Source organism: Chitinophaga sp. CC14 (assembly GCF_048957795.1).
Classification (GTDB): domain Bacteria; phylum Bacteroidota; class Bacteroidia; order Chitinophagales; family Chitinophagaceae; genus Chitinophaga; species Chitinophaga ginsengisegetis.
Genome location: NZ_JARBFY010000006.1, coordinates 632,462 through 654,408, shown reverse-complemented (window position 1 = coordinate 654,408; position 21,947 = coordinate 632,462). Strand labels below are relative to the sequence as shown.

Genomic DNA, 21,947 nt, shown 5'->3' with positions numbered 1-21,947 from the left:
AGCATGTTATTAAGGTTGATGATGGAACAGGAACATAAGGGCATAGCTACGCCGGTGCGTACTGGCCGCTGCTGCTTATTCACTGTCGGTAAAAGCTTTGAATGTTAAGCTGTTGCTGATTTTGGCTGACTTATTTCTTTTTTCATAACTAAAAAAATGCGCGTGGTTTTTACGGACTTACTGTTATTGTTTTATCGTTGATGTTGAAATGAATACTACCTGTTAATTCCAGTTGTTGCAAAATATCTTTCAGGCTGTCGTGCCGGGAAAAGGTACCGGCGAAAGCTTTATTTGTCAGCTCGCCTTCATAAACAAACTGTACATCGTACCAGCGGGCCAGTTCGCGCATAATACTTTTGATATTGCCATTAAATTCAAAGCGGCCTTCTTTCCAGGCGATGGCTGCATCTACATCGGCGTTGCTGATGCTGATACCATTATGTTCGCGGTTTACAAGCGCCTGCTGGCCTGGTTTCATTTGCCGTACCGTGTTTCCGCTGATGATGTTTACGGCTCCTTCCAGCAGGGAGGTGCAGATATTTTGTTCTTCTTCATATGCCATCACATTAAAATGGGTACCGAGTACCGCTATTTTCATGGTGTTGGCTTTTACAATAAAAGGCTGACTGGCCTGTTGCGCTATTTCAAAATATACTTCTCCCTGGATGGTTACTTCGCGGGTGCTGTCGGTGAATGCGGTGGGGAAACGGATGGAGGAAGCGGCATTGAGCCATGCTTTGGTACCATCGGGTAATACCAGCTGGTAGGTACCACCTTTATTGGTATAAAGCGTATTGATGGTGGGGGTGATGGTATTGTTGCTGTTATACGAAAGCGTGTTGCCTTTACGGGCAACGGATACGCCGGTTTGTACATCTACTTCCGCATCTTTATGTTGTTCCAGGTCGATCACTGCGCCATCGCCGCGTACCAGGCGGGCGTGTTCTTCTTTACGGGCGGGGGCGTGGTTGCTGGCCACAGGCCTGTTAACGGCGCTGGTTTTTACATATAATTTATAGCCTGCCAGCGCGAGTACGCCGAGTACACAGGCTGCTATGGCTGCGCGTTTCCATACCGGCATAACGCGGATAGGCGCGGGCTGTGGTTCGCTGTTTTTTGTTTCCATGATCTGTTGCAGCATGTTGGCAGCGGTGTCGTCCGGCATGGCGCCGGCGTCGTCATCTGCGTGCAGCAGCAGTTCGTCGAGCAGGTGTTTCAGTTCTTCGTCATGTGTTGACTGTTCCATCAGGAGCATAAACTCCTGTTGTTCTTCCGGGGTGCATTGCCGGGTGTAGTAACGATCAAACAGGTATCTGAATCGGGATACTGTCATGAATAGCGATTTGATTAAGGAGACTATAAAAAGAAGCACATGGGTTAGTGCCCGGGGAAATTTTTTTTAACTGCACATCCATAACAGGATCAGGAATGTGTTGAGGTCCATGCGGGTGAGGCAAAAGGCGCGGATAGAGCGCATGGCGTTGGCCAGGTGTACTTTAATGGTTTCGGGGCTCAGCTGGAGGCGGTCGGCGATTTCATTTCTTTTCAGTCCTTCTTCCTTGCTGAGTTTATAGATCAGTTCCTGCTGGGGCGGCAGCTGGGCAATAGCATGCTGGAGGATCTGTTCATATTCCTTGTGGATGATGTGGGCATCCCTTACCTCCTGCACCATAGTGGCCGACAGTTCTGATTCCATGAGTTGTTCACGGGCCAGCAGCTTCAGCGAGGTGAAAATATGATTGCGGGTAGTAGTAAAGAGGTATGCTTTGAAGTGACTGATTTCATGGAGTTCATAGCGCTTCAGCCACATCTTCATAAAAACATCCTGTACAATATCCTCGGCCTGTGAGGCAGAGTTGAGCAGGCGGAAAGCAATAGCGTATATGCGGTGACGGTAGTGATGGAATACCCCCGCAAAGGCATGATCGTTGCCTTGAGCGAGGCTCAACAAAAGCTCCCTTTCATTGTAGGTGTTAATTTCCATACGTGGTTACAAGTACACCCAAATTACTTGATTTACAGATAGCTTGTTAACGGTAAATTCGCCGCGATTAATAGTATTTTAGCTTTTAGTAAATGCAGCGGGGAGTTGGTCCACTGCATTTACTAAAAATTTTATTAAGTTACATGCCTCCGCCGGTGCCTACTTTATAGTTTTCGAGTTTTTCTTTGATGTTTTGCAATCTTTCGTAATCCGTAATATTGATCGGGCCAGTATAAATATTACTCTGCAGCTTACGGGGCGGATATTTTACATAAGTTTTCATAAACACACTGATTTCATCCTGAATGTTTGGAAGGAACCATGTTTTTTCTGTAAAGTTGTTCATGAACAGATCATATCTTTCCTGCGGATCCTGCCAGAGGTCAAAGATCTGTGAGGCAGTGGCCACATATTTTTCTTCGCCTTTCCATCCGAGGTTGGCATCTACTGCGAGGCCGCCGGTAGCCATGCCGCCATCTCCCCTTAAGTTGAACACTGCTTTAAATTGATCGATGCGTACAGCGCCGGGAGAGAGTTCGTTTTCTGTGAAGTACATCCAGGTATGCCGTTTTGATTTGCCGGTACCTTTTAATACCATCGACATATCGTAGCTATCGAAGATGATAGGTTTTCCGCCACGGTCGTTTTGAGGAAGCTCAACGCCAGCCAGTGCAGCGAAGGTGGCCATAAAATCGAGCGAGCCGAGGATGTCGTGATTCTGGCTGCCTGCCTTGATGGTACCGGGCCACCACATGATAGTGGGGATGCGGTTGCCGCCTTCCCTTACTGTACCTTTGGTGCCGCGGAAAGGTGTATAACCGCAGTCGGGGTACACATCCTGCCAGGTGCCGTTATCTACTGTGTAAATCACGAGCGTATTTTCAGCAATGCCCAGGCTGCGGATTTTATCCATGATCTGACCTACGCGGGTGTCCAGTTCTACCACGCAGTCGGCATATTTATTTTTCCCAGTCGATTTATTTACAAAGTCCGGGTGCGGCAGGTTAGGCTGGTGGTTTTTAGCGAAGCACACCTCCATAAAAAATGGCTTGTCGCCTTTGGCTGCCTGTTCCAGCCATTTAATAGATTCATTTTCGGTAGTTTCATCGAGATAGGGAATTACAGCGCCATCAATTTTCTTCACTTCGCGGAAGCCTTTGCCGGCTTCGCCTTCCATTGCCCCTTTGGTACCTTTGGCCCAGCGTTCCCGTAAGGAAGGAGGCATGTCCGCATTCCATTTGGGATCCGCATAAGTATAGGCGTTGAGGTGATAGAGGGTTACATTTTTCATTACATCAAACCCGTGATTAATAGGCATGGCATAATCTGCTTCCCCGAGATGCCACTTGCCTGCAAAGAAAGTGGCGTACCCGGCGGTTTTCAGTACAGACGCCAGCGTCCATTCTTCTTTGGGTAGCCCGCCGCCATCGCCGGGGAAGGCAACGGTAGTCATGCCGCTCCTGTTGGGAATACGGCCTGTGATAGCTGCCGCCCTGCCGGGAGTACAGCTGGGCTGACCATAAAAGTCCCAGAACAGCATACCTTCCCGGGCCATCTGGTCGAATGCGGGCGTAGGCGCTCCGCGACCCTCACCGCCGCCATAGGGTCCAAGATCGCCCCAGCCGGTATCGTCGGACATGAGGATAATAATGTTTGGTTTCTTTTGTGCGGTGGCGGACTGCTGCCAGCCGGCCAGCAACATACATAACAGCATTAACATTGTACGCTTCATACTACGGTTATTTTGGGTGTTTGAAATTGAAACCGGTGAAGACTGCTGTTTTATGCCAGGAAGGAAAAATGAACGAGGGATATAATATAATTGGAAACACCGGTAATGCCGATATGGTTCATTTTGCAGAGAAGATTTAAGATTCCCCGCGGAAAGATGATGTTGGCGCCGGTCACCGCCTGCTATTCCTAAATGATTTAAATTAGCGGTTTAATATTATATAAGGACGATTAAATGTGACCAGGATTTATGGAAATAGCAAACGAAGCAACATACCAGGCCGCTGCCAAGGTGGCCGGAACAATAGAAGCACATTTTAAGAAACATCTCTGCGCCGCGAAAGAGAACGGGGAGGATGATCTCGCCACAGTGCCGGCTGCCCGGCAGGTGGAAAAGATTATTGACGTAGCCTTTTGGGCCAGCCTCCGCAAGGAAGAAGGGAATGCCATCCGGATTTCCCTGGCGTTTTTGCCTCCTGTACAGGCGGGCAAGCCCCTGCTTTTTGAGAAACCCCTGCTGCTTACGCCGCAGTTGCTCACCAAACTGGCGCCGGGCGTGGAACGCCCCGGTATTCATATTGGTGTATGGCCTGTGGGCGACGAGCTGTATGTATGGGGCACTACTATAAAACTACCCAACCTCTGCTTTGTACTGGACGTATCGGAGCCGGGGCTGCTGGTGGTAAAACACCGCCGCGCCGCCGGATTGGGTAAATTTACCAATGTGGCCATGCTGCGCGGCGACCAGGTGAAGGTGGTGAATGAAGACAGTGGAACATTGCCTGATAGTCCGCCTATCCTGAAATCCTTACTGGGGTTAACGCCTTCCTGTTTGTGGAACAACAGCGTAAATGTGTTGATACAAATAGCCGTGTCTATGCGGGCGCACAAGCGGGGCGGTATTTTACTGGTAACGCCCTCCAACAGCGACGCCTGGCGCGAATCCATTATTCACCCGCTTCAATATCCCATCAACCCGGCCTTTTCCGGGGTGGCGGACCTGTTGCGGTATGATGGCAAAAGCGTAACCGAAATCTTCTGGCAGAATGCGCTCCGCCGCGAAGTGGAGAACATCACCGGGCTTACTGCTGTAGATGGCGCTACTATTGTAAACGATCAGCAGGAGTTGCTGGCTTTTGGCGCGAAGATCACCCGCGCCAAAGATGCGTGGCCGATCGATAAAGTATTGCTGGCCGAGCCGATAGAAGGCGGCGTGCCTACGCTGATCCATCCGTCTGCCATCGGGGGAACGCGGCATTTATCTGCCGCCCAGTTTGTACACGACCAGCATGATTCGCAGGCGCTGGTAGCTTCGCAGGATGGGTACTTTACTATATTTTCCTGGTCCAATCACCAGCAGCTGGTACAGGCGCACCGGATCGATATCCTGCTGATATAACGGCGCTATTCCTTACTTTGCAGCCTCTTTATGCATAGATACTTCATTATTAACAAGCCTTTTGATATGGTGTCGCAGTTTGTCAGCTCTCACGATGTGAGGTTGCTGGGGGAACTGCCGTTTGAGTTCCCGGAAGGGACGCATGCTATTGGCCGGCTAGACAATCATTCCGAAGGGTTGCTGATATTAACCACCAATAAAAAGGTGACGCGGTTGCTGTTCCAGGGGAAGATGCCGCATGAGAGAACGTATCTCGTAAAAGTAAAAGGGGAGATGAGCGAAGCCACCCTGCAGCGTTTGAAAGAGGGCGTGCCTATTTGCGTGGGCGAAGGCGAGGAATATATTACCACGCCGTGCCGGGTGGAAATAGTGGAGCGCCCGGATGGATTGTTTGATCATCCGCGGGAGCTGCCTTTTAAAGTGCCGCATACCTGGCTGCTGATCACCTTAACTGAAGGGAAATTCCACCAGGTGCGTAAAATGGTGGGGGCGGTGAGTCACCGTTGCCAGCGGCTGATCCGCGTGTCTATCGAAAACCTGTTACTGGGAGATCTGCAACCCGGCGAAGTAAGGGAACTGCCCGAAGAAGAGTTTTTTCACCTGTTGAAAATAACAGATTACAACGATTAGCATCCGCAGCGGATTAATATAGCTGCATGATAAGCGAAGATCCCATTAGTTTACTGCAACGTTTCTTATTAGGTTTGCCGTTTGGACATCATGCTTTAACGAGATTTTTTATGAAGAAGATTTTCTTGCTTGCAGGGGCTTTGTGTTTACTGATGCAGGCTACCTTCGCGCAATCTGAGCGCTATCCCTTAATTCCTTATCCGCAGCAACTGGAGGCCAGGACCGGCTCATTTGTAATTACGCCTGCTACCAAACTGGTGTTGCCGGCTAACCGGACCGCCTTTACTACCGAAACGGCGCAACTGCAATCGTTGTTGACCCAGGCATTGGGCAAACCATTGCCCGTGACAAAGAAAGCCGTGAAAGGCGCCATTGTGCTGCAACAGAACACGGCGCTGGCAGGAGCGGAAGACTATACGATGGACGTAACCGCGCAGCAGTTGCTGATCACCGCCGGCACACTGGCAGGATTTTTCCGCGCTATTCAAACATTACGGCAGCTGATGCCGGCTGCTGTAGAAACAGCACCTGCGTTAAAAAGTATCGCCATTCCGGCTATGCTCCTGAAAGATCATCCGGCCTACGGCTGGCGTGGTATGCACCTGGATGTATCCCGTCATTTCTTCTCGGTTGATTATCTCAAAAAATTCATCGACTTACTGGCACTATATAAAATGAATAAGCTGCACCTGCACCTGACCGATGATCAGGGCTGGCGCATAGAAATAAAGAAGTACCCGTTGCTCACCTCACAGGGCGCCTGGAGGGAGTTTAACAACCAGGATTCTGTTTGTATGAAGATGGCTGTTAACAATCCTGACATGGCCATTGATACGCAGCACATTATTCATAAAGATGGTAAAACGCTGTATGGCGGCTTTTATACGCAGGAACAGATGAAGGGTATTATCCGCTATGCGGCCGACAGGCAGGTGGAAATTATTCCTGAAATAGACATGCCGGGTCATATGATGGCAGCTATCAGGGCGTATCCTTTTCTTGCCTGCAGCGGTGAAATTGGCTGGGGCAAGACTTTCTCCACGCCGATTTGTCCGTGTAACGAATCTACTTTTGCTTTTGCGGAAGATGTGTTTACAGAAATTGCCGCATTGTTTCCTTCCAAATATATTCACCTCGGTGCGGATGAAGTAGAGAAAACCAGCTGGGCTGCCTCTCCGCTGTGTGCCGAAGTGATGAAGGCCAATAACCTGAAAACGGTAGAAGAGCTGCAGAGTTATTTTGTAAAACGGATGGAGAAATTTTTCCACTCGAAAGGCAAGGTGCTGATTGGCTGGGATGAGATATTGGAAGGAGGTATCAGTCCTACGGCAGTGCTGATGTACTGGCGCGCCTGGGTGCCCGATGCTCCTGTAAAAGCAGCGCGACACGGCAACGCAGTGATCATGACGCCAGGCAATCCGCTGTATTTTGATGCTGTTCCCGATCGCAACTCCATTTATAATGTATATCATTTTCAGCCGGTGCCCAAAGGTTTAACGCCCGATGAGGCGAAGCACATTATGGGTGCGCAGGCGAATATCTGGACAGAATACATTCCTTCGGAGAAGCGCGCCGACTATATGTTTATGCCGCGCATGACCGCGCTGGCTGAAGTGTTGTGGACCAACCGCAACAACTACGACAGCTACCTGCAACGCCTGAACGAACAATACAAACGCCTGGATTTGCTGGGTGTACACTATCGCTTACCTGACCTGGATGGTTTTACAGAAGATAATGTATTTGTGGACCAGGTGACGCTGGAAGTAAAGAAGCCACTAACGGACATGGCTATCCGCTATACAACGGATGGTACTATTCCTGGTGAGCAGGCAGCCGTGTTACCGGACAACTATGTTATCCGTGAGCCGCAAACCATAAAGCTGGCGGCTTTCAGTCCGGCGGGCAACCGGGGCGATATTTACACCCTTCGTTACCGCAAAGAAGCCTACCGCAAAGCTACCGTGGTGAAAGATGCGCGGCCGGGTTTGAAGCTGGATTATTTTGAGGGCGCCTATAAAAGCGCTACCAAAATCAAGGAGCAGGCCGACAGCTCCATCCGTGTGAACAACGTTATCATTCCGGAAGGCATGGGTAAAGGCGGCGGTCCGTTTGGCGCAAGGGTGTATGGTTATATCAACGTACCGGCTACCGGCATCTACAGCTTTTACCTCACCGCAGATGATGGCGCCATATTATATATCGACGACCAGGAAGTGGTGAATAACGACGGCTGGCATGCGCCGTTGCAGAAAAGCGGGCAGGTAGCGCTGGAGAAAGGCTGGCATCCCATTAAAGCAGCGTTTGTAGAAGGCGGAGGCGGATACACGCTGAAGCTGGAATACAGCGTAAATGGCAGCAAGCTGCAACCCGTGCCGGACAGCTGGCTGGGAGCAGGGTTATAAAAAAGAGGTGTTTAAAAAATAAAGGAAGCGGGTAGCGGTAAGCTATCCGCTTCTTTACTTTTTGGGAAGTGGATTTTTTTGTTATTTTTGATACCATCTATGCGTATTATAAAAATATTCCTGTTCCTGTTAATCCTCGGTCAACCGGCATTTGCAACAGATGCTGCGCTGGCGAAGATCCTGGCCTCCCTTAGTTCTGAGCAAAGAACGTTGTTGTATCAATATGGCACCTTAAACACCTGGGCAAGTGCTGCGGAGGCAGACAGCTTCTGGCGTGTGCATCAGCCGGCGTTGAGCGCTATTACCCCTGAGCAGGGTAAGCTGCTGGCAACGGAGTTGCTGAATAATACAGAGCTTACCTATACTATTAAGAAGCCTTCGCGGTTGCAGGCGCTCCGGGGCGTGTTTACCGCTTCCCGGCTGTTGCTGGGACTGGCCGCGCTGGTAGCTGCTTTTGCGGCAGTGCAGCTGATTGGCCGGTATTTACCGGGCGCCTGGCAATGGTTGGTTAGGAATTTTTACCCGTTGTTCCGGCGGTTATTTTCGCCGCAGATGCTTAGCTGGGAGTTGCTGATAGTAGCGCTGGCGGGTATTTACTGGGGGCCTTTGATCCCGGAGCTGATTATCCGTACCGTTGTAATTCACGTGGGGTTGGTACTGTTGTGGACGCAACTAACGGCTATCCTTACACGCCGGTATTTTGCGAAGCAGTACACGCATATTATCCTGCAGAGTTTTGATCATTACAATACGCCGTTGCAGGCTTTTTTATATGTATCTGTGCCGGCGCTTCTTACATCCGGTGCGGTGTTGTGGGTGATGCAGGTGTGCGCGGATGTGTGGTACCCGTATGAAGTGATTGTGCCTGCTATGGTGGGCGTATTTACATTGCCGCCCTTACGGAGCATGGAAAAGGCATTGAGCCGTTTACTGTTTCCTTTTTCCTATGAGCGGTTGCGGCCTAAAGATCAGCGTGCCGCCTCTTATGTGCTTATTTCCCTGCTGGTGTGGGTGGTGTTGTTATTGGCGCCGGTATTGCTGAAAGAGGCATTGCTGATGCTGACCGTTTTCCTGACAGGGGCGTTGCTGTTTATCTCCATAGCAGACGTGATCCACAGCGGAGGTAAAAACTATATCTGGTTGCAACTGGTTACACTGGGCTTTCTTTTTGCGGTGGTAGTGATGGGATCGCAACTGGGGATACTTTTACTTACCTGGACAGGCATGGGCGGACTGCTGGTGTATTTGCTGATCAAGTACTGGGAACTGCCGGTGGTGCTGGGTTGGAGCTGGAAGAATAAGAAGGCGTGGGGTGCGCTGGGTATGGCGGTGCTGATATGGGGGATTGCCACATTGATCCGTTCCCGCCCGGAATGGTTTGCGTTCTTCCACTAATATTTAGTGAAGAATTTGATGCAAAAGTGTATTTTTGCGCTCCTTACATGCACGGCATTTAATTAATTTAAGATACGCGCAGATCCGAAAACGTACTGACAAGGCTTCTCAGGGCCTCCAAGGCGGGAGTAGGGTTTGCGCTTTTTTATTTTCTTTCCTCCGGAGATATTTTACTCGACAGCTACTACTAATCACGTTTATGGGACCGGGACGTTTTTTTATGAACGGTTATGATTCCCCCGGAAAATGTAATACATTTAATAATTGTATTTAATACGCTTAATCGATTTATCAAATCCCGTTATGGTGAGAACACTTGCATTTTTAGCCCTGCTGGGCATTGGCGGCGGCGCTGTAGCACAACAAAAGGCTCCGTCTTATCCTTTGATCACGCATGATCCTTACTTCAGTATCTGGTCGGCCACCGATGAATTGAATGGCAGCACCACCAAACACTGGACCGGCGCGGCTCAATCGCTGACCGGGTTTGTAAAGGTGGACGGCGTTACCTACCGGGTGCTGGGGCAAAACGAGCAGAGCTACCAGGCCATAGCCGCTACCAGCGATGAAGCGCCTTACCAGGTGAAGTACACCGAAACCGCCCCTGCAGAGGGCTGGATGCAAAACTCCTTTGACGACAAAGCCTGGAAATCAGGGAAAGCGCCATTTGGCGATAACGTAGCCTCCGGCGGTACCCATTGGGAAAGCCGCGAGCTGTGGACCAGGAGAACATTCGATGCCGGCGACCTGTCGGCCGCAGAGTTATTCCTGAAAATCTCTCACGATGATAATATTACGGTATACCTTAACGGAGAAGAAATTTACGGGCATAAAGGCTGGCTGAATCAATACATCTACAAACCGATACCAGATGCCGTAAAAAGTAAGTTAAAGGCGAAAGGCAACGTACTGGCTGTACATATCCTGAACACCGCCGGCGGCGCCTTCCTGGATGCAGGCATTGCGCGTTTGGTGCCTCCTCCGGGCAACAAAGGAATAGAGAAAGGGATACAGACAGCGGTGAACATTAACGCTACACAAACCAGCTACCAGTTCACCTGCGGCAAAGCAGATGTAACCCTCACCTTTACCTCTCCCTTACTGATGGACGACCTGATGCTGCTGTCGAGGCCCATCTCTTATATTTCCTATAAAGTAAGCTCCAACGACAACGCCGCTCACAAAGTGCAGGTGTACTTTGGCGCATCTACCAACATCAGCGTAAACGTGCCCGCACAGGCAGTAACCACCTCTAAATATACCAACGGCCAGCTCTCGGTTTTAAAAGCCGGCACCAAAGAACAGCCCATGCTGAAAAAGAAAGGCGACGACCTGCGGATAGACTGGGGTTACATGTACATTGCCACACCAACGGCCACCCGCCCGGTACAATATGTAAGCAACGCCGGTGATGCCATGGCCGCATTTGCCAACGGTACCACCGCCAGCACTAAACTGGATAAGCAACTGGTGCTTAGCACCGCTGTGGACCTGGGCACCGTAAACGCCACGCCGAAAGAACAGCTGTTCCTGCTTGGCTATGATGACCTCTACGCTTTACAGTATTTCAATACCAACCTGAAAGCATGGTGGAAGAATGATGCTACCCAAACCATCGATAAACAACTGAATGCTGCCTATACCGATTACGCTTCCATCCTCGGCAAATGCGCGAAATTCAATGCGCAGCTGTATAAAGATGCCGTAAGCGCCGGCGGCGAAACGTACGCAAAACTCTGCGAACTGGCCTACAGACAGGCTATTTCCGCGCATAAACTGGCTAAGAGTCCGCAGGGAGAAATCCTTTTCCTTTCCAAAGAAAACTTCAGCAACGGCTGTATTAATACGGTAGATGTTACCTACCCATCTGCCCCGCTGTTCCTGCTCTACAACCCGGACCTGCTGAAAGGGATGATGAACGGCATCTTCTATTTCTCTGAAAGCGGCAAATTCACCGAGCCTTATGCCGCACACGATCTGGGCACCTATCCACTCGCCAACGGACAAGCGTACGGCGAAGGCATGCCGGTAGAAGAATCCGGTAACATGCTGGTGCTGGCGGGCGCTATTGCCCGCGCAGAAGGCAATGCCGACTACGCCAAAAAACACTGGAAAACGCTCACCACCTGGGCGGAATACCTGCTGAAAGAAGGCTTTGATCCCGCTAACCAGTTATGTACCGATGACTTTGCAGGCCATCTCGCGCGTAATACCAATCTTTCCCTGAAAGCGATTGCCGGTATCCGCTCATACGCCATGCTGGCGAAGCTGCAAGGTCTTACCGATGTAGCCACCAAATACGAAAACGCCGCAAAAGAAATGGCCGCCAACTGGGTGAAGCTCGCTGATGATGGCGATCATTTCAGTCTTGCTTTCGAAAGCAAAAACACCTGGAGCCAGAAGTACAACATGGTATGGGACAAAGTGCTCAACTTTAACTTATTCCCCGCGGCGGTGTACAAGAAGGAAACAGACTTTTACCTGACCAAACAACATAAATTCGGACTACCGCTGGATAGCCGTAAAACCTACACCAAATCAGACTGGATTATGTGGACGGCTGTACTTACGGATAACTCTTCCGACTTTGACGCGCTGGTAGCACCTTTATATACTTATGTAACGGGCACGACTACACGGGTACCACTGAGCGACTGGCATGAAACTACCAATGGGAAGATGGTGGGATTTCAGGCAAGGAGTGTAGTAGGAGGGTATTTTATGAAGATGCTGGATGCGAAGTTTAATCCTGCTTCTTTTTCTTTGAAATGATTTGCTATGCGCCCTTTCTGCGTTGTGTAGAAAGGGCTTCATTTCAATTGATGTGGATAAATTATTCAAAATGAGTTTGGAAGTAATTTAGAAATTCCTATCTTTGCACTCCGTTAAACAAAAAAGGAAGATTCCCTAGCTCAGTTGGTAGAGCAATACACTTTTAATGTATGGGTCTTGGGTTCGAGTCCCAAGGGGATCACTGGAGAGTTTCAAAGCCTGCGCGTAGCGTGGGCTTTGTTATTTTGGGCTATCTCCCAGTCTATCAAAGTATGGATTTGCTGTTTAGTTTTATTTGGGTTGACTTGTCTTAACAAATATAGCATTATATTTTGCGAGAAAATGTAATGGCTCTAAGGATTTAATCAATCATTTACTTAAGAAATTTCCTTCCACGCTCTTATTTCTTCTTCTGCTACTAAAATTTCATCGACATTTTCTAAACGGACAATTTCATGTTTGGTAGCTTTGAAAATTTTACAGATAGCGGGTGTATCAAAAGCCCATACATATACCTTGATGTAGAAGTAGTCAGAAAGGAGTCTCAAGTTGCTAAACCTCCGCCACATCCAAAGATCTGAGGCTATTGCAGTGGGAAATCTTAGAGTAGAAATAAGTTCTCTATTGTTAGTCTCAAAGAGAGTAGCTTCAAATTGTGGTTCCCCTTCAATTGTACTACGATCTCTAACTTTCCCCGTAATTATTACCATTCCATCCACTTCTCGTGCCGGAAATTTAGATTTATTAGTAACTTCTACACATAAGTCAAAAAGAGTTTCATTCTGGTTGTTGTTAATTAGCTTGGCATTGAAATCAAGTGCTACAGGCCTTCTTTGATTAAACAGTGCTTCAATAAAGGCATGTGGGGCTGGTGTGGACATTGTTCCTGCGCGCATGTAATAACGCCCTTCAGTCTGGTGAGGTGGCTTTATACTCTTTGGTATTATAATGACATACACGTAACCGGGTTCCATTTTTATAGAAATTATCTTTATACCGGTTGGAGCTGGAGTGATACCTGTCATAAATTTTTGAATCAAGGAATCTCCCGATTTTCCTTGCTTAGCCGGTATTAGTTCCCCGGCTGCAACTTTAATATCACTTTTTTCATGCTTTTTCTCTCTAGGAGCCCCGTAGATTATTACCCCGCCATCTGTATTGGCGAAGGCACAAACTTCTTTATAAAGACCTTCAACAGGAAGGTCTCCTGATTTAAACTCAAGTTGTTCTGACTCATTCTGGGGCTCCGAAAAAAAAGATTGCAACTTTTCCAAATTCATTTCAGAATAGTATTTTTCAAACTCAAACCATGTATCATTCATATTTTCATACGTTTTAATTGTATTGTGAATACAGTAGTCCTTCGCTCATTTAATGCAAGTGCAAAACCGAGAGGTAACAAATTCAGATACAGTAACTAGAAATTTGTTGTAGAACTGCAATCTATAGGGCATTGTTGCAGTCCCGTCCGGTCCGCGAAAGTTCGAAGGAACCCGTGCCAGTCGCGGGTTCTTCTTTTATGGTCGATTAGTTAGTCGATTTCAGTTTAATTTTCATCGGTCAGTTTATATTACTTTACTCAGGTTAACGTTCGTTCGTTTACTAGGTTACGATTTTAAGCTCTCAGAAAATTCAAAACAGCTACCAATGAAGTCGCAAGTTTTTCAATTCTTAAGAAATGTCGTCCAAAACACTTCCAAATTGAATCACTGGCCTCTTATTTTTCCAAGTATAGGAAATACAATGGATATTCATTCTTTTTAAATCTTCGCATACTTGCTCAACGTGTTTTTCCTCTATTACTAAATATCGTTTGGCTCTCGAATGATTAAGGCCATAAATTAGTAATTGACCAATCCCTGTATAAAGGGATTGAGTACTGAGTTGACATTTCACCTCAAAGATGTGAGTGCAAATTCCCTTTTTGTCAACAATAAAGCTATCCATAAACCTATTTCGATAAGCGAGGGCTGTATGTCTTTTAATAAGGTGAAGTAGCTCATTAACCACGATGGCATGATTGACGCCTCTATAGATAATCCTTTCTGGCAGTACATAAGGAGACTGAAGTAAAGACTCTCCATTTTCTAACATCCTTAACTCATTTATCAGGTTTACTGGATCATCTTCTTTAAATTCATAAACCTTCTTAACAAAAAAATTCACTTGTTCAATAAAATTCGTGGATGAAAATTCTCCAATTACAAAATATTTCTCCACTCGCTCATCATAAATTACTTCTTCCCTATTGCCAATATACCACTTAGTAAAACTCGACCTACTGATTCCTGTCATCCCGCCACCAATACCGCCATTATGTATTACATATATATTTCCACTGCTGTCCTTAGCAAATCCTCCACTTATTCTTCCGTTAAATCCTTCAATTGGTACATTAATCTGACACCTTCCCCTGTTGATTTTATTCTCCTGTGGCTTCCCTTTGCCAAATACATTCCAATATCTATTTTCTCTTAAAGCTATGCTCCACCAAAGATTAAGCTTCTTTGAATAACTCGCATTTAGTTTAGGTCGAGTATTAGCACGAGACGAATACATAATTGGAATATGGACATCAGCATGTTGTTCCATCATCCTCTTTAGATCGGAGATACACTTGGCTATCTCTTCTGCGTTCGTAATTCCTATTAACATTTAATGCAGTTATGTTATTCAGAGTAATTCAAAACCAATACTTCGCTACCTGTAATAGATTGCCTTTACTTCGTCTAAAGATACCTTAACGGCTTGAACACTTTTAAACTTCATTCTTCTAAGCCATTTCCCTGTAGGTGTCGACCATAGAGCTACGTCTGTATCTTCACTTTCTTCCATTTTTCTCCAAAAGACATTAAAATTGATTGATTGATCACTAGGTAGATGGGAATATTCGAGATCAGTACTCCATGAAGACAAGAAACAGCGAATTTTATATCCTTCATCCAATTTCTTAAAGCAGTAGGAAAATACATAGTATCCAAATCCTTTCCCTTGATATTCAGGATAAATATTCAGCGCTGCTATTAAGTATTCATCTTTTAAATAAAACTCAAAGTTCCCAATGCATTCCTCACTTTCGTTAAAAAAGGCTTGTCCTGCCAAAGAGTCACTCGTCTCCGTAATGAATGATAAGTATATTATATTATTCTCGCTCATAACTATAGGGACAGAACAGGCGCCAAAACTCTCTCAAGTGCCTCCTCTCTCTTTTTTCTTGACCCCAAATCTGATGATGCCCTTAAATTTGTTGCATAATCTTTAACATCTTGTTCTATTACATCTTCGGCGTTATCAGTACCGGTAGAAACATAACTATCAACCTTACTTGCAAAATCAATTAGAATTTCATTTGCCTGTTTGTTTTGATTTTCTCCTAGGGGGAGTAAATGCTTTTTTCGAGCTAATAATACAAAAAGCGTATAAAAATCAGTCTTTTTTGACCACCTAGTTTTACTAATATCTGGAATCATACTTAGTATCTCCCTATTAACTAATCCAAAAGTAGACTTAGTCTCATCCCGTTCCGGAAACTCATCTTCGTACAACTCGTAATACTTATCGATGGTCAGTTTTTTATTCTGAACACCGTGAATCGCAGCAATTGTTAATTCGCTTATAAATTCCACATCAAGCATACGCTTTACATCATTGGCTGTAAATATGCCTAAAACCCTCCACGAATCATCAGTAGATATTTCATTCATTGTCTGAATAAATTGCCCCCAATAAGTTGCTTGCCTTAATTCTTGAGCATTTAAAATGACATTATTCCTATTTAATCTAGTAAATATTTCTCTCAATTCCAGGTCAGACATTTCTGGTAGTAGCCTTATTACAAATGAATAGCTGTAAATTTTCTTTTTTTGCTCTGGCTTTAAATCTTCAAAAGTCAAATCTGCAAAACTTGGACTATCATTAGCATCTATTGAGAATACATTGTTAACAAACTCCAAACAAGCTGTGATTCTCTGTTGCCCATCTACAACAATGTATTCCTTTCCACCATCCTCATTTGTTAGTTCCTGCATATAGATCTCAGGAACGGGATAGCCATGTAAAATTGTATCAATCAAAAAGCTCTTCTGTTTAGTCGTCCACACTAAATTTCTTTGGAATGGCGGTTTCATCTGAAGCTGTCCAAGATGATCAGCTTGCTTAAACCATGCAATATCACGGTTATTCGTTTGAATTACATTAGACATATTTGCTATTCTTGTGGATTTAAAAGTTTATCTCTTATTTTATTTACTCCATTTTTTTGATAGGCTTTTAATGCTTCAAAATCCTTATAAATTCTGAAATTTATTGTTCTATCAATCGTTGGGGCTATTTTAGACATTACACTCATGGCATTAACCCAATCAATACCGAATGGCAGCAGTTGAACTATTTTATCTGTCGCAATAGTACCGTGAAAAATCAATCTACCTTTATGATCATCGATAGCTCCTTTCTCCTTTGGCTTAAGTCTGTGGTATTTGGGTCCTATATTTCTCAAGAAATGCCATGCGATATCAAAATGAATCCCCGAAATAATTGCTACATCAATATCGGATTGATCATCAAAGGGCCTCAGATCTTTAAATGGATTTAAGCTAAAGCCTACAGATGAACTACCTGTAAAAACAAATGCTTTGCTGTCTACCTGAATGAGGGTTGATAAACGTTCTTTCCAGTCAATATAAGCAGAAAGATCATTATTAAATACAAATGGTATTCTTTCTATAATCCATTTGGATGTAATATAGCTTGTTGGTTCATTTAAAATGTCATCAATAAGGTCTTGTTTCATTCGCAAATATTCAAACGAGATTTTACAATTCTGTAAGTCTAAAGTGTGGCATTTCATCGTATGTTCTTCCATTTAACAATCTGCCAGATCTCTTTTTATTCACTCCACCCCATTGTTTAAAAAAGAACGCAACATCTTTTTGCTTACATTGATCCATTATATCTAACACCCAAGATGAGTCCATCGCCCTTGCTTTTGGGCCACTTTCTCCCCCTACAATTACCCAATCTATGTTGGTCAAGTCCATATTAGAAAGTGGACCTATCAATGGTTCACAAGACAAAAACTTAGTACGCGCATTTGTTTGTCTTAATAAATCAAGACGGCCCAAGACCCTTCCATCCTCGATTGATACTCCCATCCATATATTATGCGTCCACCTTAATTGAGTATGCAATTCCAGTAACCTATCAGCCCGCTTTGTCAATACCTGAAAGGTATGTTGTGGGTTTTCATTCATTACTCTGAATACCTCTTTTATAAAATGATCAGGAACCTGTTTATGAAAAAGATCACTCATTGAATTAACAAATACAATTTTCTGCTTCTTCCAAGTATAGGGGATTTGCAAAGCATCATTATGCAGCCTTACTTTAAAAGCGTCTTTATACTTCTCTACTCCCATAGCTTGGAGTCGCTTTGCCATAACTTCTGCATAGCAATACTTACAACCAGCCGAAACCTTTGTACAGCCGGTTACGGGATTCCATGTCATTTCTGTCCATTCAATATTTGACTGTGCCATCACTTAATTTTTAGAAAAATCTTGCTTTTTTCTTCTTTCCACTTCCTATAGTTCAAGTAATATGCATTCTTTCTTGGCTTCTCACCAGTCTTTGTTTTAACTTCTAACTTCCCATCATTTTGTAGCTTCTCCAAAATATTTGTAGCATGACGTGGCAAAAAGCCATTATGCAAAACAAACTCATAAATTTCACCATTGGTTCTAAAGGTATTCTGCAGGAAAGTGGTTAATGCCCTTTCCAATAGTAGGGTATTAGGCGATTTTTCCACCTCACTGAACAAATCACCCGCAACTGGAAACTTCCATCCCCGACCTTCTTCTTCATCGATTTCCCATTTTGCATCTAACATTCTGTCAAACCCATAAATATGGCTTGTAAAAAAGAAAAGACAGAAGAATTGATTTTTATCCCTCGTAATAATGAAGGAATCAACAAAAAAGTCGTCACCAACCTTCTCCCTAAATTTACTTTTCAAATTCTCAATAAAATCAATTCCCGTAGAACTTTTAGGCCATTCGCTTTCTGGCACCAACTCGGAAATAAACTCTTTTAAACTCTCGGGAGTACCTTTGGATTCAAATCGAAACATGAACTGCGTCGGGAGAAAAAGTAATACTTCTGATTTTTTTGATTGTAAAAGTACTTTAATATCAGAGATTCTAATATCCTTGTATCCATAAGGATCAATAAAAATAAATGCTTTTTGATTATGGAATTTTTGAATTTGCTGACTTATTTCCGGTATTAAACTTCTATAATCCTTCTTGGAAAAGGTCAGTTTCCCCATTTGAGGATAATACAACTTCTTTTCTGCAACAATACTCTCTAGCTTATCGACTTTCAGGCTATCCAAATCATTAAAATGACAATGAAAAAGCCCACTATTACGATTCTTAGCTACATTGCCAAAATGTATTTCCCTTACTGTTTCCAAAAATATAATTGGACTTCCCTTACCGCCATTGCTGTATATTCCTTCACTACAAAACAAGTCGTAGAGATATATATCGCCTACAAATTGAGAGCCATTTAAGACATTTAGGTAACGTTCCAAATATAGCTTAAGAAGGCGCACTTTAATTTCAGAGTGCAGGTACATGGATGTTTGTGAGTCTAACAACGACATATTATATTTTTTTAATAATAATGAGGTTGATCACTAAAATATGGGTAAAATTAATAAGCTATACAAGTGTGGACCGAGTATAGGTTTGTGCATTGGGGCTTCTATTACAATATAGAATATTTATTTCAATTAGCAATTATATACATACATAACAACGAATTAAAATATATCTAACTAGAGAAGTATAGATTGCCTTACTAGATCATTCATACGTATTTTACGTATATTTATTAAATGCAGTGTTTTAAAAAAAATGATTGATATGAAGAGTTTGAAATTGAGGCTGTTGAAAGCTATTGCTATTTTCGATTTCCACGTCAACTATCTTTACAATTAGATCAAGGTCACGTGATCCCCAATATGAAGCCTCCAAATATATCGTGGTGTTTGGTATCCACTAGGATATGATTAAGAATATTGGGATTGTTGATGATTATAGGCTGTGTGATTGCGTAGACTTAGTTATGTTATGTGAGATTTTGTTGAACTTTTTATTGAAATATGCTTTATCGCATTGAAAATGTCGGAGGTGGTTGTCTGCGGCTTAAAAGAAATGGCGCAAGAGGAATTCTTCTTGCGCCACTTCTAATTTCCAGCTCTAATACTAAGTGCAAGCTGAGATAATTATTTTTATTACTAACTGACAGGCATATATTAAATACTGCCAAAAAAAGAATAAGAGGAAGAACTGTCTCCTGACAATACGGCATTTTTGGCCCTTGGCACAGATTTAGCGGCCTCCGACGTGCCTTAGCAAATGGCTAAGTGGTTGTATGTTTAATTCAACGCCTTGCTTTAACATTCTCAGTACCGGTAACAGGAGACTGAACAGACAGATTTCAGCCAATACTTCTGCTTCTGAAGTAGGAGACAGGTGAAAGATTAATCTGGCGAAGGTAAGCATTATTGGATAATTCATATTATTATAGTTAACTCGTCTTCGTGATGCCCTCTTAGAGAGAAGTACTCGATGAAAATCACTTTTCTCTGGCATGGGGTTCCAGGGCATGTAGGCTGTTTTTACAACCTTGAAACTCTGGAGGATTGTATGTGCATATCGAGATTATGTTAAAATATGATTTGAAGTGCCGCACTGTAAAAGGTGATCGTGCTATGGGAGGACTTAGGTTTGTAAAGGTGAAAATCCTAAACGGATAGAGACGGTCCGTTAACTGAGCGCTTTATGTATCAAGGTGCATTTGGTCGCGTTAGTCAAGAACTAGCTTTTTCTTGACTAACGTCCCAATAAATTGTTTGTATGTATACTACCACGATATGGGATGAATGGCTTACCCAAGAGCTGAAGAACTACGTAGAAATTTATGATAAGAAATCGGATAGTTATAAGAAAAGATATTTAAAGAAAGGATATCTTCATTTTGATGAGCGGTTCTGGCTTCCACAAAGGAAAAAGGAGCTGCGGTCACTACTTGAAAATAACTTAGTTTCTTATAATAAGATAACCAAGAAGAAAGAGTACTGGTCTTTCTCTCCGTTTCTGAAAATTCTATTAAAAACACCACGCTATAAATACCAAGAAGATGAAGGTGTATATGATTTGGAGACAAAAATTCGCCCAATCTGCTTTGCATCTCATATTGATTCACTTATTTTTGGTTTTTATGGATTTGCTCTTACAAAAGTTTATGAAAAATATATAAAGGATCATGTTTTTGATGAGTGTGTTCTTGCTTATCGCTCCGATCTAGGAAAATGCAATATTCAGTTTGCAAAGGAAGTAATAGATGAAGTAAGATCACGTAAAGAATGTGGAACAATCGCATTGGATATAAAAGGATATTTTGATAATATCGACCATGTTATATTGAAAGAAAAATGGGCTAAAGTATTGGGAGAAAAAATACCTTTCGATCAATATAAGCTATATAAAGTATTAACTGAATATAGTTACGTCGTTAAATCGCATATCTATAGGCATTTTAAAATTATCAAGCAAAGACAGGCCATAGATCCCCGTACGCTTCTAGATTTTGTACCGGCCCAGCGGAGGTATGAGCAGTTTAATATATTGAGAGAGCATAATTTAATTGTTGTTAATCGCAGAAATAAGATTGGTATCCGTGAAAAAGGCATTCCCCAAGGTTCTGCACTGAGTGCCTTATTATCTAACATCTACCTTATAGATTTTGATGAAATGATGAGTAGGAAAGCAAAAGCAGAGGGGTTTGTCTATCGACGTTATTGTGATGATATTTTGATTATATGTTCCATTCAAGATGTAGATAGACTAAAATCTTTTACGATTGATAGTATAAAGAGCGACTATCTGTTAAATATCCAGGATAAGAAGGTTGAAACGATTGTATTCAAATCCAATATTAAGGGAAAAATTCGGGCGTTTAGCCATAAAAAATTAGTTGACAACGCTAGACCAATTACAAGCAAAAATGAGCAAAGATTTTATAAGTCGTTACAGTATTTAGGGTTTGAATTCAATGGGCAAGATATTTTCATTCGTTCAAGTAGCGTTTCAAGGTATTACAGAAAACTGAAGGCGCGTGTTTCGAAAACGGTAGCTATGGCATACGGTAAAAAAGGAAAAGCCGATCAAATCTTTAAAGAAAAGCTACTTCATAGGTATACACATTTAGGCAAGAGGAATTTCCTCAAATATGCCTATAATGCTGCTGGATGTACCTATATAAATGCGCAAGGAGAAACAAAGGATGGTTTGTGTGCCCCTAGCATTAAAAAGCAAGTATCTCGGCATATGAACATATTGATTAATGTTCTCCTAACAAAAAACGAACAAAGGACTCATCTCAAACGGGCAAAGAATCAATTCATAGAGCATAAACGAGTGCTTTAATTTAATGTATTTAGAATGAATTGCATAATAGAGCAAATAAAAAATGAAGGAAGGTTGATTTTTGTACTTTCAACTAAAATTTATAGATAATTAGGTGCATTAGTAACTTTAAAATGACGTGAATTTAATTCCCTAAA

At 43.7% G+C, this 21,947-nt stretch carries 16 protein-coding genes and 1 tRNA gene; 7 read left to right on the top strand and 10 right to left on the bottom strand.

Going from position 1 to position 21,947, the window contains the following annotated elements:
* Positions 1-169: 169 nt before the first annotated feature.
* The 3 genes from PV783_RS33100 to PV783_RS33090 form a co-directional block, all read right to left on the bottom strand.
* Positions 170-1,333 (bottom strand): FecR family protein, encoded by a 1,164-nt coding sequence (locus PV783_RS33100; protein ID WP_111580354.1) that lies wholly within the window; start codon positions 1,331-1,333, stop codon positions 170-172.
* A 66-nt stretch (positions 1,334-1,399) separates the two neighbouring features.
* Positions 1,400-1,984: an RNA polymerase sigma factor gene (locus PV783_RS33095; RefSeq protein ID WP_079472317.1), complete on the bottom strand. Its 585-nt coding sequence runs from the start codon at positions 1,982-1,984 to the stop codon at positions 1,400-1,402.
* A gap of 139 nt (positions 1,985-2,123) precedes the next feature.
* Positions 2,124-3,716 carry an arylsulfatase gene (locus tag PV783_RS33090; RefSeq protein ID WP_420991009.1) on the bottom strand — a complete coding sequence of 531 codons (1,593 nt, stop codon included), beginning with the start codon at positions 3,714-3,716 and terminating at the stop codon, positions 2,124-2,126.
* Between the two features lie 249 nt (positions 3,717-3,965).
* Here PV783_RS33090 and PV783_RS33085 point away from each other — a divergent pair, with 249 nt between their 5' ends.
* The 6 genes from PV783_RS33085 (at position 3,966) to PV783_RS33060 (ending at position 12,518) form a co-directional block, all read left to right on the top strand.
* Positions 3,966-5,114, top strand: coding sequence for a putative sensor domain DACNV-containing protein (locus PV783_RS33085; protein ID WP_111580355.1), 1,149 nt, complete (start codon positions 3,966-3,968; stop codon positions 5,112-5,114).
* A gap of 30 nt (positions 5,115-5,144) precedes the next feature.
* On the top strand, positions 5,145-5,744 hold the full coding sequence (locus tag PV783_RS33080; RefSeq protein ID WP_111580356.1) for a pseudouridine synthase: 600 nt from the start codon (positions 5,145-5,147) through the stop codon (positions 5,742-5,744).
* Positions 5,745-5,854: 110 nt separating this feature from the next.
* Positions 5,855-8,149 carry a family 20 glycosylhydrolase gene (locus PV783_RS33075; protein ID WP_420991008.1) on the top strand — a complete coding sequence of 765 codons (2,295 nt, stop codon included), beginning with the start codon at positions 5,855-5,857 and terminating at the stop codon, positions 8,147-8,149.
* Between the two features lie 99 nt (positions 8,150-8,248).
* Positions 8,249-9,544, top strand: a complete 1,296-nt coding sequence (locus PV783_RS33070) for a hypothetical protein (RefSeq protein ID WP_420991007.1) — start codon at positions 8,249-8,251, stop codon at positions 9,542-9,544.
* A 303-nt stretch (positions 9,545-9,847) separates the two neighbouring features.
* Positions 9,848-12,316 (top strand): glutaminase domain-containing protein, encoded by a 2,469-nt coding sequence (locus PV783_RS33065; protein WP_420991006.1) that lies wholly within the window; start codon positions 9,848-9,850, stop codon positions 12,314-12,316.
* A gap of 129 nt (positions 12,317-12,445) precedes the next feature.
* Positions 12,446-12,518, top strand: a tRNA-Lys gene (locus tag PV783_RS33060).
* Positions 12,519-12,693: 175 nt separating this feature from the next.
* Here the strand turns inward: PV783_RS33060 and PV783_RS33055 are convergent.
* The 7 genes from PV783_RS33055 to tcmP all read right to left on the bottom strand — a co-directional run bounded on the left by PV783_RS33055 (position 12,694) and on the right by tcmP (position 18,980).
* Positions 12,694-13,638, bottom strand: coding sequence for a helix-turn-helix domain-containing protein (locus tag PV783_RS33055; protein WP_420991005.1), 945 nt, complete (start codon positions 13,636-13,638; stop codon positions 12,694-12,696).
* 349 nt (positions 13,639-13,987) lie between these two features.
* The gene (locus PV783_RS33050; protein WP_420991004.1) at positions 13,988-14,971 is read right to left on the bottom strand and encodes a hypothetical protein; all 984 of its coding nucleotides are present in this window, start codon (positions 14,969-14,971) and stop codon (positions 13,988-13,990) included.
* A gap of 45 nt (positions 14,972-15,016) precedes the next feature.
* Positions 15,017-15,472 (bottom strand): hypothetical protein, encoded by a 456-nt coding sequence (locus PV783_RS33045; RefSeq protein WP_420991003.1) that lies wholly within the window; start codon positions 15,470-15,472, stop codon positions 15,017-15,019.
* 2 nt (positions 15,473-15,474) lie between these two features.
* Positions 15,475-16,518: a DUF262 domain-containing protein gene (locus PV783_RS33040; protein WP_420991002.1), complete on the bottom strand. Its 1,044-nt coding sequence runs from the start codon at positions 16,516-16,518 to the stop codon at positions 15,475-15,477.
* 5 nt (positions 16,519-16,523) lie between these two features.
* A complete protein-coding gene (locus tag PV783_RS33035; RefSeq protein ID WP_420991001.1) occupies positions 16,524-17,108 on the bottom strand; it encodes a hypothetical protein in 585 nt (194 codons plus the stop codon).
* 22 nt (positions 17,109-17,130) lie between these two features.
* Positions 17,131-17,853: a DUF5131 family protein gene (locus PV783_RS33030; RefSeq protein ID WP_420991000.1), complete on the bottom strand. Its 723-nt coding sequence runs from the start codon at positions 17,851-17,853 to the stop codon at positions 17,131-17,133.
* Positions 17,853-18,980 carry a three-Cys-motif partner protein TcmP gene (gene tcmP / locus PV783_RS33025; protein WP_420990999.1) on the bottom strand — a complete coding sequence of 376 codons (1,128 nt, stop codon included), beginning with the start codon at positions 18,978-18,980 and terminating at the stop codon, positions 17,853-17,855. The genes PV783_RS33030 and tcmP overlap by 1 nt, the downstream gene beginning before the upstream one ends.
* A gap of 1,258 nt (positions 18,981-20,238) precedes the next feature.
* On the opposite strand from tcmP, the gene PV783_RS33020 reads away from it, so the two are divergent.
* Positions 20,239-21,810, top strand: coding sequence for a reverse transcriptase domain-containing protein (locus PV783_RS33020; RefSeq protein ID WP_420990998.1), 1,572 nt, complete (start codon positions 20,239-20,241; stop codon positions 21,808-21,810).
* Positions 21,811-21,947: the final 137 nt, after the last annotated feature.

Excerpts from the sequence above, each read along its gene's own strand:
- PV783_RS33100 (WP_111580354.1), bottom strand. The coding sequence starts at position 1,333 with ATGACAGTATCCCGATTCAGATACCTGTTTGATCGTTACTACACCCGG.
- PV783_RS33095 (WP_079472317.1), bottom strand. The coding sequence starts at position 1,984 with ATGGAAATTAACACCTACAATGAAAGGGAGCTTTTGTTGAGCCTCGCT.
- PV783_RS33090 (WP_420991009.1), bottom strand. The coding sequence starts at position 3,716 with ATGAAGCGTACAATGTTAATGCTGTTATGTATGTTGCTGGCCGGCTGG.
- PV783_RS33085 (WP_111580355.1), top strand. The coding sequence starts at position 3,966 with ATGGAAATAGCAAACGAAGCAACATACCAGGCCGCTGCCAAGGTGGCC.
- PV783_RS33080 (WP_111580356.1), top strand. The coding sequence starts at position 5,145 with ATGCATAGATACTTCATTATTAACAAGCCTTTTGATATGGTGTCGCAG.
- PV783_RS33075 (WP_420991008.1), top strand. The coding sequence starts at position 5,855 with ATGAAGAAGATTTTCTTGCTTGCAGGGGCTTTGTGTTTACTGATGCAG.
- PV783_RS33070 (WP_420991007.1), top strand. The coding sequence starts at position 8,249 with ATGCGTATTATAAAAATATTCCTGTTCCTGTTAATCCTCGGTCAACCG.
- PV783_RS33065 (WP_420991006.1), top strand. The coding sequence starts at position 9,848 with ATGGTGAGAACACTTGCATTTTTAGCCCTGCTGGGCATTGGCGGCGGC.
- PV783_RS33055 (WP_420991005.1), bottom strand. The coding sequence starts at position 13,638 with ATGAATGATACATGGTTTGAGTTTGAAAAATACTATTCTGAAATGAAT.
- PV783_RS33050 (WP_420991004.1), bottom strand. The coding sequence starts at position 14,971 with ATGTTAATAGGAATTACGAACGCAGAAGAGATAGCCAAGTGTATCTCC.
- PV783_RS33045 (WP_420991003.1), bottom strand. The coding sequence starts at position 15,472 with ATGAGCGAGAATAATATAATATACTTATCATTCATTACGGAGACGAGT.
- PV783_RS33040 (WP_420991002.1), bottom strand. The coding sequence starts at position 16,518 with ATGTCTAATGTAATTCAAACGAATAACCGTGATATTGCATGGTTTAAG.
- PV783_RS33035 (WP_420991001.1), bottom strand. The coding sequence starts at position 17,108 with ATGAAACAAGACCTTATTGATGACATTTTAAATGAACCAACAAGCTAT.
- PV783_RS33030 (WP_420991000.1), bottom strand. The coding sequence starts at position 17,853 with ATGGCACAGTCAAATATTGAATGGACAGAAATGACATGGAATCCCGTA.
- tcmP (WP_420990999.1), bottom strand. The coding sequence starts at position 18,980 with ATGTCGTTGTTAGACTCACAAACATCCATGTACCTGCACTCTGAAATT.
- PV783_RS33020 (WP_420990998.1), top strand. The coding sequence starts at position 20,239 with ATGTATACTACCACGATATGGGATGAATGGCTTACCCAAGAGCTGAAG.